This window comes from Paenibacillus bovis, from assembly GCF_001421015.2.
GTDB classification, from domain to species: Bacteria; Bacillota; Bacilli; order Paenibacillales; family Paenibacillaceae; genus Saccharibacillus; species Saccharibacillus bovis.
The window spans coordinates 26595-40628 of sequence record NZ_CP013023.1 but is presented as its reverse complement, the minus strand read 5'-3'; the positions used below and the strand labels follow the sequence as shown (position 1 = coordinate 40628).

Here is a 14034-nt window from a genome sequence, read left to right as displayed (position 1 = left end):
CAGAATGATTAATCCAGGCAATCAGCTTCATCAATAGGCCGAGTAGCGGCCACAGGAGGCAAGCATATGAATTTAAAGGATGAACAGGTAATGCACGAGCAATTTGGTGTCGGACAGGTAGTGGAGAATGATGACGAACGGATTACGGTGATGTTTTCGGAGGAAGTGGGACGCAAATCGTTCCTGTTCCCGGACGCATTTGGCAACCATCTGAAAATGAGCAAATCGGATATACAGGATACCCTTTACCAGGCTTATGAAGCCAAGCGCAAACAGCAGGCAGCCGACAAGCTCCAGCTGGATCAGGATCGCGCGGAAGAAGCGATCCGTGTCGCAGCCGAACAGGAGAAAAATCGCAAACCTGCCCGTAAAAAACCGGCGATACGCAAATAATTATCCAACTATATAGGTAATGTACCAAACGGCCCATCAGTCATCGGATGAGGCCGTTTTTGATATGGAGTAGAGAAGTGTCTCTAACTATAAAAGATAAAAATTTAGATAAGCTGTACCATTTAAACGAAATACGGGTAAGGACATAACAGGAGTGAATGCCGGGTTGTCGGCACATCTTTTTTTACTATTAATGATAAAGGAGACTTACCTGTACCATGAGTATATCCAGTGATAACAAATTACAGGCCAGGCAGGCGATCCTGATCGGGGATTATGGAGAAGACGCGCCATATCATCCGCTGGATCAGGTGGAAAATCATATTCGTGATCTGATGCCATCCGGATGGGAACTGCATATCTCGGATGATTATGACATGCTGGAAATGGAGCGTCTGGAAGCCTATGATCTCTGTATCGTCTATACGGATGCATTTAACAAAAAGATCAATCCCAGGCATGCAGCCGGCATTATTACATACGTAGTGAATGGGGGCGGACTGCTTATACTCCACTGCGGTGTATCGTTGCAGGAGAGCCGGTATGAACTCAAGCAGCTGATGGGTGCGCAATACGGTGGACACGAGGAATACGGGGCGCTGGAGATGCATATCGCCTCACCGGGACACCCGATTATGAAAGGTATCCATTCTTTTGTCATGGAGGAAGAACCTTATGAGTTTACGCTGCTGCCAGGAGCAGAACGGACTATTTTGATGGAATATACGATGAATGGCGATACCTGGCCTGCTGCATGGTGCTCTTATTATGGTATGGGACGCACCGTGTATTTGATGCCCGGACACCATGCTGCCTCTTTTGATTATCCGGAATACCGGACGATGATTGCGCAGAGTATCTGCTGGGTAGCCGGATGTGATGAAGAAGGATAAAAGATTCCTGTTCATTCACCGTATACCGGATTAGGCATATGGCTGCTGAACCGTTATACTAGAGACAGATGGACCATGCATGGACATGTTGCCATGGGCCGGTGAGGATGTTGTTACCGGAATATGCCAATATGCAGATGAGTGTTGTTGAGCCTCGACCGTACTTTACTTTATGTCAGGAGGAATAGAGATGAGCGATTTGTTCAAAAGAGCGTTGTCCCTGGGACTGGGTGCGACTGTAGTCAGCAAGGAAAAGGTAGAGAAAGCGGTAAATGATCTGGTCAAACGCGGAGAATTGGCCCCATCCGAATCCCGTGCACTGGTTGATCGTCTGATGGATCGTGGTGCAGAAGAACAAAATCAGATGAAGGACTGGATGCGTGGTCAGATCCAAAAAGTACTGACCGAACTGGATATTCCGACCAAGGAAACCGTAGAACAATTACAGCAGCGGATTACGGTTCTGGAAAAGCGTCTGGCTGAGCAGGAACAACAGCAGCCGCCATTGTTATAAGATGTCTCTGCATATCCGGCATGCCGGAAGGTATAGGGAAATCGCCATGGCGCTCATGCGTCATGGCTTTGGTTATATGGTTGAAGAGATGGGACTTCACCGTATGCTGGCGATTCCGCTGAAGCTGGCGCGTCGTGATGTCCACGGCATTCGCACACTGGCAGAGCGTATCCGTCTGGTACTGGAGGAGCTGGGGCCTACTTTTGTCAAACTGGGGCAGCTCGCCAGCACCCGTTCGGATCTGCTGCCGGAAAATGTAATTAACGAACTGGTAAAGTTACAGGATCAGGTGCCTCCTTTTCCAGGAGAAGAAGCCCGCCAGATTATCGAGCTAGAACTGGGAATTGAGCTGAACGAGATGCTGGAGAGCTTTCAGGAACAGCCGGTAGCGGCCGCTTCGATCGGACAGGTCCATCTGGGCAAGCTGCATACGGGTGAACTGGTAGCGATCAAGGTACAGCGCCCTGGCGTATCCCGGATCGTACAGCGTGACCTGGAGATTCTGCAGGATCTGATCTCGCTCGCCAAACGCCATCTGGAATGGGTCGCCCAATATAATGTAGAAGAAATTATCGAAGAGTTCTCCAAATCCATGCGCGAAGAACTCGATTATAATATTGAAGGTCGCAATATGGAACGAATCGGTCAGAACTTTGAAAAAGACCGCAATATCCATATTCCCAAAACGTATTGGAATTATACATCTGCCCGTGTACTGACAATGGAATATGTTGACGGGATCCATATGGGTCGTCCTGATGAAATTGTAGATCAGGGGCTCAAGCTGTCCGAGGTTGCCCAGCGTCTGGTCGATTCCATGCTACAGCAGATTTTTATCGACGGATTTTTCCATGCTGATCCGCATCCGGGCAATCTGCTCGCTCTGCGCGATGGACGAATCGCCTATCTAGATTTTGGCATGATGGGCCGATTAAGCAGCGATACCAAAAATGGCATGGCCGGATTCGTGATTGCCCTGCTGCGCAAAAATACAGACAGTATGGTACGAGCAGTGATGCGGCTTGGATTTGTCCCTGAGGATATTAATATGTCTGCACTGCGTAATGAGCTGGAGCGGCTACGGGAAAAGTATTACGACGTGCCTTTTTCGCAGATTGATCTGGGGGAAGCGCTGAACGAGATGTTCGCGATTATCCGCCAGTACAAGATTGATATTCCGACCGATCTGGCGCTGCTCGGCAAAGCACTTATTACGCTGGAGGGCGTAATTGAACGGTTGGACCCATCACTCAGTATCCTGAATATGGCCGAGCCGTTTGGCCGTCGTCTGCTCAGTGAGCGGTATAGTCCAAGCAAGATTCGTCAGCGGATTACCGATGGAGCCTTTCAGGCCGTAGAGATTCTGACCGATCTGCCGCGTCAGGCCTCCGAGCTATCGCGGGTCATCCGCTCCGGCAAGCTTAAGGTGGAAGTTAGTGTGCCGGAGCTCGGAGAGCTGCTCCACAAAATGGATCAGATCAGTAACCGGCTGGCATTCAGTATCGTATTGCTGGCATTCAGTATTATTATGGTCGGCCTGATTATTGGCTCCTCCCTGCGGGACAACACACCGATTCTGTGGGGACTGCCGGTAGTGGAGATTGGTTTTGCCATAGCGACACTGATGGTGGTCTGGCTGCTGGTTGTTATTTTCAGGTCAGGGCGGTTCTAGCCGAACGATCTGTAGAAGCAGGAAAAGCATTCTGACTGTCAAATGAAGGCTGGGCAGGGTGAGAAGGCGGCAGAACGCTAGCAGTCTATTGCCATTCTGTATGTCATCCAGCCTTACTTTACAGGGTCAGTATTTGTTTTAATACATGATTACGCTTTGTCCGAACGAGCAGTATGAAGTTTACTGCCTTTTCGGACAAGGCGTTTTTATTTTGCAGAAATGATTACGTTTACATATTTATTTATCCGGTAATATAGCAATTAATAGTAGAGACATTGTTTAAAATTGGTTATAATGAAAATCTATCTTTGCCACGGACCCGGCTGCCCTGCGAGAGGGGAGCTATTACAAATCAAACAAGCACTGTGCTTCATCTGGTCAGTATTGTCCGGAAATGTACCTATTCAACCGGATGGTTGTCACATGTCTGAAAGAGGATAATCATGAATTACAAGCAGCAATGGTTCGGTAATATCCGTCCTGATGTACTGGCGGGAATTACTGTAGCCCTGGCCCTTATACCGGAAGCAATAGGCTTCTCGATTATTGCAGGAGTCGATCCGATGGTCGGCCTGTACGCTTCTATTTGTATCGCTGTTGTTATTTCGTTTGCAGGTGGTCGGCCGGGTATGATCTCGGCGGCTACCGGAGCGATTGCTGTGCTGGTCGGTACGCTAGTTGCCAAGCACGGCGTGGAGTACTTATTTGCTGCCACGATTCTGGCAGGGATTTTCCAGATCATACTCGGCTGGCTTAGGATCGGGCGATTTATTACCTTTATTCCGCAGTCGGTCATGACGGGGTTCGTTAATGCGCTGGCAATTGTGATCTTCTCGGCGCAGCTACCACAGTTTGTCGGCGCCAACTGGCTGATGTATGCACTGGTCGCCCTAACACTGGCCATTATCTATATCCTGCCGCTGTTCACCAAGGCAGTACCGGCACCGCTGGTAGCGATTATTATCGTTTCTCTGCTAACCTACTTCCTGCATCTGGATGTTCGTACAGTAGGCGATATGGGTGAACTGAGCAATCAGCTTCCATTTTTCCATCTGCCGGTTGTACCGCTGGGCTGGGATCTGTTTATTACGGTGCTGCCGTATTCGATCTCGATTGCTTTTGTTGGTCTGCTGGAATCGCTGCTGACAGCAACGATTGTCGATGAGATGACCGAGACGCGCAGCGACAAGAACCGCGAAGCGCAGGGTCAGGGACTGGCGAATATCGTAAGCGGATTTTTTGGCGGAATGGCGGGCTGTGCCATGATCGGTCAATCGGTTATTAACGTCAAATCCGGTGGACGCGGCAGATTGTCGACGTTTATCGCCGGTGCCTTTTTACTTGTATTGCTCGTTGTACTGGGTACAATCGTACGCGAGGTGCCGATGGCGGCGCTAGTTGGCGTTATGATCATGGTCTCAATCGGTACGTTCAGCTGGAATTCTCTGCTGACGATCCACAAGATTCCGCTCGCGGAGGCCGTTATTATGGTTACGGTCGTAGTTATTGTGGTATTGACCGACAATCTGTCCATCGGTGTAGGTGTCGGTGTGGTAATGAGTGCGCTGCGGTTTGGCTGGAGAATGTCACAACTGCATATTACCGAAGCTCAGGATTCCACGTCTGCACATCGGGTCTACCAGGTACGCGGCCAAATGTTCTTCGGTACGATGAGCCAATTCGTGGATCACTTCGTACCAACAAAAGATCCGGAGCAGATTACGATTGATTTTGCCGGGTCCCATATCTGGGATCACTCGGCTGTCATCGGGATCGGCAAGCTCAAGGAAAAATACGAGCAGCTGGGCAAGCAGGTGCATATTCGCGGTCTGAATGAAGAAAGCCGCCAATTGTACGAAAAACTCCGTAGTTCCGCCGCTTCCGGGCATTGACGCGGCGGGAAATAAACGTTATATTGACGCTATAGCTGTCGTTAGAATGGTCGGGAATCTCAGACTGCAGCCGGTGTGAGGCTGCGGATGATCATAAAGGTGTCTGTGACGTACAGATACAGAAGCATCGGTATCACGCCGGTGCTTCTTTTTACGAGTGCTGCAAGAATAATATTATGAATAAGACAGGTGAAATCATTGAAAAATTTTAACTCATTCGGCATTTCGTCAGCAGCGATTGAACTGCTGGCCGTTAACGGAATCACCCAGCCGACCGAAGTTCAGGAAGCTTCTATTCCTGCACTGATGAACGGAGAAGATGCAATTGTACAGGCGAAGACAGGTACCGGTAAGACGCTGGCCTTTTTGCTGCCTATTTTTGAAAAGTTAAACCTGAATGTAACGGGCGCACCACAGGCGCTTGTTGTTGCACCTACACGCGAGCTGGCGCTGCAGATTGCGACAGAAGCGCGCAAGTTGGCCGATGCTTACGAAGGCGTGCGTATTCTCGCTGCCTATGGCGGTCAGGATGTAGAGCGTCAGCTGCGCAAGCTGGAAGGTGGCTGTCATCTGGTCGTAGGTACACCGGGACGACTGCTCGACCATATGGGCCGTGGTACGCTGGATATGACCAAGATCCGTACCCTCGTACTGGATGAAGCCGATCAGATGTTGCATATGGGTTTCCTCAAAGAAGTGGAGCAGATCATTATGGCGACTTCTCCATCCCGTCAGACGATGCTGTTCTCTGCAACTATGCCGGATGGTATCCGTCGTCTGTCCGCCCAGTATATGCGCAAACCGCGTGATTTCCGTGTGGGTACTGAAGAAACGGTACCGCTCAAGCTGATCCGTCAGCTGGTGGTGGAATGTACACCACGCGGCAAACTGGCTGCACTGCGTGAATATATTGAGCGGGAACGTCCGTATCTGGCCGTTATTTTCTGCCGGACCAAGCGCCGTGCCGCTGCATTGAATGCAGAACTGCAGGAAATGGGCTACGCGTCGGATGAACTGCACGGGGATCTGTCCCAGAACAAGCGGGAGCAGGTAATGAAAGCTTTCCGTGATGCCAAGCTGCAGCTGCTCGTTGCTACCGATGTCGCTGCACGCGGTATCGACGTTGAAGGTATTACCCATGTATTTAACTACGACATTCCGCAGGATGTGGAATATTATATTCACCGTATCGGCCGTACCGGTCGTGCCGGAGAAAAAGGCCGTGCGATTACTTTCGTAACGCCGCATGATCGTCAGGAACTGGAGCAAATCGAGCGTCAGACCGCTCAAAAGCTGCCACGCGAAATTTCCAAAACATCTGCACAATCCGAGGATTCCGGCGAACTGCTGTCCAATGTTCGTCCAAAAGCCGAGCGTACAGGCGGCCGTACCGGCAAAAACAAACGCAGCGAGAATGGACGCCGTGAAGCACGCGGCAGCTATCGTGACGAGCCATCCGGTCGTTCCGGCGGCAGACGCGGCAGCGGTGTACGTTCTTCCGATCGTCCAGCATCCAGCGCTGGCAGTACGGCAGGCAATAGCGCGCGCTCGGGTGGCAAGAACAAGCGCAGTGAAAATGCATCCCGTCCGGCCAAAACTGTCGGCATGAGCGATGCCATGGCGCGTCGTACGGATGAAGCAGGTGCTTTCCGCCGTGATTCTTCCAAAGCAGCAAAAGGCTCTGGCGGAAATAGCAGCACAGCCGGTCGTACTCGCGAATACGGCAAATCTGCAGGTAAAGGCGGCAGCAGCGCATCTTCCCGCCAAGGAAGCGGCTCGTCCTCTCGTCAGGGTGGCAATCGTTCCAGCCAATCCAGCCGTAAATCCGATAGTGGACGCCGTGGTGGCAGACGTTAATGATGAATGGGTCGTATGTCCGATCACCAATAGATGATAGACATACGCTGATTTGAATAACTAAAAGGCAGCCCCTTGTCGATATAAGGGGCTGTTTTAGCTGTCGGGATAAGAAGTGAACGCATAGAAATAGACAATTTCCAGCCTGATTTATAAGGGACGATGTATTGCTGGTTCAATCGTTCTGTAAACAAGCAAAAGTGTGCTTGGGACATATGTCCTTTTCATTCTGTAACATGCTGTTCTTATAATAGACAGGGCTGGAATCTTATCATCCCCATTTGTTATAACGTAACCCGAACGATCTTGGTGCGTTCATTATACAGAGATACAGGAGGAATCATAACGGCATGAAAGGAATTATATTCGCCCTGTTGGGCGGTGCATGTATTACCTTGCAGGGAGTAGCGAACAACCGCATTAGCCAGGATATTGGAACCTGGCAGGCAGCGACGATTACTCAGCTGACCGGATTTATACTGGCGGCACTGGTGCTGCTGGTCGTCCGGGATGGCAGCTGGCAGGGATTCAAGCAGGTCAAACCGCTGTACTGGTTTGGTGGTGCGCTGGCTTCCGTTATTATTTATAGCGAAGTGATGGCGATTCAGTATGTAGGAGTGACGCTGACCGTATCGGCGCTGCTGATTGCCCAGCTGTGTGTAACCTTTCTGATTGACCTGCGAGGCTGGTTTGGTGTCGTCAAGCAAAAGATGACCATGCCCCAATTTATCGGTATCGTGATGATGATCGGCGGCGTAATCATTCTCAAGCTGTAAGGCAGGGGAGTCGAAGCAATCATCACCGGCTTCCTTCACGGCAAATAAACAAATCATAATGAACAAATAAGGAGTGCATACTCATGCTTTTAGGTATTTTGCTGGCAGTTGTAGCCGGCTCTCTGGTCAGTTTGCAGACCGTTTTTAATAATCAGGTAAATGCCCGTGCAGGTTCCTGGGCAACCACTACGCTGGTGCTGGGAATGGGATTTATCGCATCTCTGATAGCGAGTCTGATTTTTGAAGGTAAAGGGACTTTTTCACTGCAGCATATGCAGCTGTGGTACTGGGTCAGCGGTGCGATTGGTGTAGGTGTCGTCTTCTGTCTGGTACAGGGTATCCGGCTGCTTGGTCCGACCTTTTCCACATCGATCGTGCTGATTGCCCAGCTGGCAACGGCGCTGCTGTTCGATTCGGCCGGCTGGCTGGGACTGGAGCAGATTCCGCTGACTCCTGGCAAAATTATCGGCGTACTCGTTGTCGTAGCGGGGATTCTGGTATTCAAATTTGGCGGTAGACGCAAAACGGTGGTGGAAGATTCCGCTAATCCTTCGGTCTAACCTTGCTCATCCGGCAACAAACAGAATGCACAAAGAATTATCACCGCAACAGCAAGCGGTTAGAATTTATTTTCAAGTATAAGCAGCTACCCACCAAACGAATCACCGATTATATATGGAATACATTAGTAAAAGTCTCTCTGTACACTTCGGTGTCGGGAGATTTTTTCATCCTCCGGAAAATGGCTGTTCGTTAGAGATCATCCACTAATCTGCTGTATAAAGATGCAGACTTTCCTGCTGTATAAAAATATAGACTTTCGGGATCACTGATTCATTTCGAGTCCCATGAAGTGAAAAGAGAATATGCAGTTGCCAAAGACAATGCTAAGCTAGCAATAGATATCATCTGAATAGATAGGAGAACTGCGAATGAGTATAGAGCATATGGAGCAAATGGAGACCCTGCTGCCGGAATGGCTGGAGACCAGCCGCCTGCGCACCGGACAGGGAGAGGTCGCCTCGTATATTCCCGAACTGGCCAAGGCTGCGCGCGATACACTGGGCGTTTTCGTAGCCGATTCCCAGGGCAAGACGATTGCAGCCGGAGATTACGGTATTCCTTTTACCATGCAGAGTATCTCCAAAGTATTCACCCTGATCCTGGCCCTGATGGATCATGGCGAAGAAGCAGTATTTTATAATGTTGGCAAAGAGCCGACTGGCGATGATTTTAATTCCATGATCAAACTGGAGCTGGTAGAACCCGGTATCCCTTTCAATCCGCTGATCAATGCCGGAGCGATTACGGTATCTTCGCTGATTGCTGGAGACAGCCCCGAGGATAAATCCCAGCGCATCCTGCAATTTTTCCGCAAGCTCGCTGGCAATGACGGACTGGATTACAATATGGATGTCTACCACTCCGAGCTGGAGACAGGCGACCTGAACCGCTCGCTGGCCTATTTCCTCAAGCAAAATGGCGTGCTCAAAGATCCGGTCGAGGATGTGCTGTCTGTTTATTTCAAGCACTGCTCAATCGAAGTCAACTGCGCGGACCTGTCACGTATGGCGCTGGTACTTGCCTTTGACGGGGTAGATCCGTGTAACGGGGAAAAGCTGATCCCGCGCCGTTATGTGCAAATTGCCAAGACATTCATGGTCACATGCGGTATGTACAATGCATCTGGCGAATTCGCTATCGATGTAGGCATCCCGGCGAAAAGCGGCGTGTCCGGCGGCATTCTGGCACTTGTACCCGGACAATACGGTATCGGCGTCGTAGGGCCGTCGCTGAACAGCAAAGGCAACAGCACCGCCGGTGTTCACCTGCTGGAGCGCCTGTCCAAGGAATTCAGCTGGAGCCTATTTTAAATAGATGACGAATAAAAGATAAATAGAACACTGAGCGGACTACCAGATGAATCGGTAGTTCGCTCAGTGTTCTATTTGATTTGCTGCCAAATTATAATGATATTCTGTCTCATTCTGTATATATTCAGTATTAGTCGCTCTATTTATATCTTCACCCGCTACAATAACCATAATTTGAGGCATCGTAGCTTGATAGTACTGTATTCCAAATTGATGCATCCCTACGGAGCGAAGGAAAGGAAATAAGGGCAAAGGACGACTGTGGAGCCCGGGAATCTACATTTTCTCCTACTCCGTAGATTCCTGGGCTCCATCCGAGGACGTGCCCTTATTCCTTTCCGCAGCGCATGATGCCCAAAGCGACCTCATTCAATCACTCCATCTATTCATCTCACCAAACCGTAACTCCCACTATCCAGAACCGCACCACACTGTAACGTTACGCAGCCGCAATCTCATAGGCCTACACCGCCGAATTGTCAAAATACCTAGAAATTTGGATGGCTTTTTCCCGATACTGGTTGACAAGTGATAATGATTATCAGTATCTTTAAATAGATGAAATTATCATGAAGAATCAACACTTTTTCACAATCTAGCAGACAATCCACTATTTTTTATAATATAAAATCCATTACTGATGTAGAAAGAGGCTTGCTTATGACTCGCAGTACGTTTGTGAAAGGCCGGCAGACCTCGCCGAAAGAAGAAATCTGGTCGCGTCCTTATGCAGCGCTGCTGATTATCATTGGCGGGCTTGTGCTTTTGCTGGCAGGACTGGCATTTTCGGTCGCCAAAGGCAGCAGGCAGATTCCGCTGGACGTCGTCTGGCAGGCACTTGTCGCTTTTAATCCGGCCAATCAGGATCATCAGGTAATCTGGGAGCTGCGTCTTCCGCGGGCGATTGCCGGTGCGCTGGTCGGCGCTGCTTTTGCAGTTGCTGGTGCGCTGATGCAGGGCATGACCCGCAATCCGCTGGCGGACCCGGGACTGCTCGGGGTCAATGCGGGTGCAGGATTTATGCTGGCGCTGTGCTTTGCCTTTTTCCCGGGGATGGGCTTTAATCAGCTGATCATGTTTTCCTTTATCGGGGCTGCTGTCAGTGTAGTACTCGTCTATGGAATTGGCTCGATTGCCAAAGGCGGGCTGACACCGGTTCGACTGGCACTGGCAGGTTCTGCGGTAGCCGCGATGCTGGTGGCACTGTCCGAAGGGATTGCACTGTATTTCCGGATCTCGCAGGATCTCGCATTCTGGTATGCAGGAGGCGTAGCCGGGGTGACCTGGGCGCAGGTCGATATTCTATGGCCATGGATCGCTGGTGCTCTGATTGGGGCCCTGCTGCTCTCCCGGTCGATAACGATTCTCAGTCTGGGCGATGATGTCGCCTCCGGACTCGGTCAGCGTACTAGCCTGGTACGTCTTGCTGCTGTACTGGTCGTGATGGTACTGGCAGGCGCTTCGGTATCTACCGTGGGCGCGATTGGATTTATCGGTCTGATGATTCCTCACGCAGCCCGTGCGCTGGTCGGTGTCGATTACAAATGGGTTATTCCGACCTCTGCTATTCTCGGTGCGCTGCTGCTTGTTTTTGCCGATACGTTTGGACGGCTGCTGAATCCGCCGACCGAACAGCCGGTAAGTGCGCTGATTGCCCTGATCGGGGTTCCTTACTTCTTCTATGTCATTCGGAAGAAAGTGGGGGATAACTTTTGAATCCGGTTCTTTTTAATCGTAAACGTACGGTGCGAACGACGATTACGATCGCTGCACTGATTGTGATTGCTTTTATAGTACTGCTGCTCAGTATGAATACAGGCTTTACCAAAATGTCACCGCTGGAAGTGCTGCGTACGCTGTTTGGTGGCGGTACGCCGCGGGACGAACTGATTTTGTTTGAGTTCCGGCTGCCGCGTATTGTCATCGCGCTGCTCGTCGGTACGGGACTGGCGATTGCTGGTGCCATCTTGCAGGGGGTATCCCGGAATGCACTGGCCGATCCGGGGATTCTCGGCATCAACTCCGGCGCTGGTCTTGCGGTTGTGCTGTTCGTCGTCACGAATCCGATGCGCGAATCCGCTTCGCCGATGTTCATGCCGTTTCTGGCGCTGGTCGGCGGCTTTGCGGCAGCGGCAATTATTTACCTGATGGCCTACAAAAAGGACAAAGGCATCTCGTCTTCACGACTCGTCCTGTCCGGGATCGCACTGGCTGCAGGGATCAATGCGCTGATGATTGTGCTGACTCTGCAGCTTGATCCGAATGAATTCAACTTTATCGCCACCTGGCAGGCGGGTAGCATCTGGGGCAGTAGCTGGAAATTCGTGCTCGCCCTGCTGCCATGGATCGTGATCCTGTTGCCAGCTGCCCTCTGGAAAGCAAGACAGCTGAACGTATTCTCACTCGGCGACGATACAGCAACAGGGCTTGGCTCGTATCTGAACAAGCAGCGTCTGCTGCTGCTGATTATCGCCGTAGCACTGAGTGCTTCTTGTGTGGCAGTGAGCGGCGGAATAGGATTTATCGGACTGCTGGGACCGCATATCGCCCGCCGCCTGGTCGGTCCGAGGTATGAGCATGTTATACCCGTATCGGCATTGATCGGCGCCGTGCTGCTGCTGATTGCCGATATGGTTGGCCGGACATTAATGGAAAATGCGGAGATTCCGGCTGGAGTCATGGTTGCTATTATCGGCGGCCCGTACTTCCTGTATCTGCTGGCTCGTTCAAGAACCTAGGAGAATCGTTCGGACGAAGCCTGTATCTTTTTGAAATATAAAGATCTAATCGATATCCATTTGCCGATTATCATAAATGATGATGCAGTGCGTAAATGATCTCTGCCAGACAGAGACATTTTCAGTAACAAGAGCAACAAGACTATTGCCGGGATTGGCCACTACTATATAAAGCAGCGCAGAATACGAATCTGCTGCTGACTGAAAGGGATGGATGAACTATGGTGCGTTTGATGACGTCGAAGCTGGATATTGCCTATGAGGACCGTCTGATTGTTGAGGATCTGAATATCCAGATTCCGCAGGGCCGGATTACTGCACTGGTTGGTGCGAATGGATCGGGCAAATCTACGATTCTGAAGACGATGGCGCGTATTATGCAGCCCAAAGCCGGTGCCGTGCTGCTCGACGGCAAATCAATCCACAAGCAGTCTACCCGTGAAGTCGCCAAGCAGCTCGCTATCCTGCCTCAGACACCAACGGCTCCCGAAGGACTGACAGTGACGGAACTCGTCTCCTACGGACGCTTCCCGTACCAAAAGGGCTTTGGCTCCATGAAAGCCGAAGACAAGGAAAAGATCGCTTGGGCGATAGAAGCTACAGGGATGATGGATTTCCATGATCGTCCGATAGACCAGCTCTCCGGTGGTCAGCGCCAGCGTGCATGGATTGCCATGTCACTGGCACAGGATACAGAGATTCTGTTCCTCGATGAGCCAACGACCTATCTGGATATGGCGCATCAGCTGGAAGTGCTGCAGCTGCTGGAGAAGCTCAATGCTACATCCGGTCGCAGTATTATCATGGTCGTGCATGACTTGAATCATGCTTCCCGGTATGCCCATCACATGATTGCGATCAAAAAAGGCAAAGCGATCGCCGAAGGTACGCCGGTAGAGGTCATGAACTGCGATGTGCTGCGCGATGTATTCGGCATTGAAGCCGATATTGTCGTCGATCCGCGTAGCGGTGTGCCGCTCTGTCTGCCATATGCGCTGGCAGGCAATGTAAAAGCCGCCGTTGCTGCCGAGCAGCAGGTGCAGGAAGTACGTCAGCACAGTCAGCTGCGTACCGCTGCCCAGAACTAATTTCAATAGCTCCATTATTATAGATGTAATCCCGGACTACAGTGTCGTCCGAAATCGTCGATCGAGCTCTATGATCGAATAACACAAAAGCCGTCTCTGCCGAAGCCTATCGGAGCAGAGACGGCTTTTGTGCATTATTTGGCGTCTTTCACGCATAAACCATATACTTTGCCAAATGATCCAACATACTGCTTCCCCAATAATATATGATTCCGGACAGTACCATAATCGCCCACTATGATTTACATTTACTTACAGCATAACTGTCCAGAACGGTCAATAGATCCTTTCACAAATTAAATGTGAAAATTTGAACAAAGTATGAACGTTAGCAAAA

General features: G+C 50.5%; 12 protein-coding genes. All 12 read left to right on the top strand.

Annotation, left to right across the window (positions count from 1 at the left end; all coding sequences use genetic code 11):
* Window positions 1–66: 66 nt before the first annotated feature.
* Window positions 67–393 carry a hypothetical protein gene (locus tag AR543_RS00195; RefSeq protein ID WP_060530732.1) on the top strand — a complete coding sequence of 109 codons (327 nt, stop codon included), beginning with the start codon at window positions 67–69 and terminating at the stop codon, window positions 391–393.
* 218 nt (window positions 394–611) lie between these two features.
* Window positions 612–1286 (top strand): ThuA domain-containing protein, encoded by a 675-nt coding sequence (locus AR543_RS00190; protein ID WP_060530730.1) that lies wholly within the window; start codon window positions 612–614, stop codon window positions 1284–1286.
* Between the two features lie 190 nt (window positions 1287–1476).
* Window positions 1477–1800 carry a phasin family protein gene (locus AR543_RS00185; RefSeq protein ID WP_060530728.1) on the top strand — a complete coding sequence of 108 codons (324 nt, stop codon included), beginning with the start codon at window positions 1477–1479 and terminating at the stop codon, window positions 1798–1800.
* A 1-nt stretch (window position 1801) separates the two neighbouring features.
* Window positions 1802–3472, top strand: coding sequence for an ABC1 kinase family protein (locus AR543_RS00180; RefSeq protein WP_060530726.1), 1671 nt, complete (start codon window positions 1802–1804; stop codon window positions 3470–3472).
* Window positions 3473–3915: 443 nt separating this feature from the next.
* On the top strand, window positions 3916–5364 hold the full coding sequence (locus tag AR543_RS00175) for a SulP family inorganic anion transporter (protein ID WP_060530724.1): 1449 nt from the start codon (window positions 3916–3918) through the stop codon (window positions 5362–5364).
* A gap of 198 nt (window positions 5365–5562) precedes the next feature.
* The gene (locus tag AR543_RS00170) at window positions 5563–7221 is read left to right on the top strand and encodes a DEAD/DEAH box helicase (protein WP_060530723.1); all 1659 of its coding nucleotides are present in this window, start codon (window positions 5563–5565) and stop codon (window positions 7219–7221) included.
* A 350-nt stretch (window positions 7222–7571) separates the two neighbouring features.
* Window positions 7572–7997 (top strand): DMT family transporter, encoded by a 426-nt coding sequence (locus AR543_RS00165; RefSeq protein ID WP_060530720.1) that lies wholly within the window; start codon window positions 7572–7574, stop codon window positions 7995–7997.
* 83 nt (window positions 7998–8080) lie between these two features.
* Window positions 8081–8557, top strand: a complete 477-nt coding sequence (locus AR543_RS00160) for a DMT family transporter (RefSeq protein ID WP_060530719.1) — start codon at window positions 8081–8083, stop codon at window positions 8555–8557.
* A 372-nt stretch (window positions 8558–8929) separates the two neighbouring features.
* The gene (gene glsA, locus AR543_RS00155) at window positions 8930–9871 is read left to right on the top strand and encodes a glutaminase A (RefSeq protein WP_060530717.1); all 942 of its coding nucleotides are present in this window, start codon (window positions 8930–8932) and stop codon (window positions 9869–9871) included.
* A 660-nt stretch (window positions 9872–10531) separates the two neighbouring features.
* Window positions 10532–11587 (top strand): FecCD family ABC transporter permease, encoded by a 1056-nt coding sequence (locus AR543_RS00145; protein WP_060530706.1) that lies wholly within the window; start codon window positions 10532–10534, stop codon window positions 11585–11587.
* Window positions 11584–12609, top strand: coding sequence for a FecCD family ABC transporter permease (locus AR543_RS00140; protein ID WP_060530704.1), 1026 nt, complete (start codon window positions 11584–11586; stop codon window positions 12607–12609). The genes AR543_RS00145 and AR543_RS00140 overlap by 4 nt, the downstream gene beginning before the upstream one ends.
* Before the next feature lie 221 nt (window positions 12610–12830).
* Window positions 12831–13697: an ABC transporter ATP-binding protein gene (locus AR543_RS00135; RefSeq protein ID WP_060530703.1), complete on the top strand. Its 867-nt coding sequence runs from the start codon at window positions 12831–12833 to the stop codon at window positions 13695–13697.
* Window positions 13698–14034 lie beyond the last annotated feature (337 nt).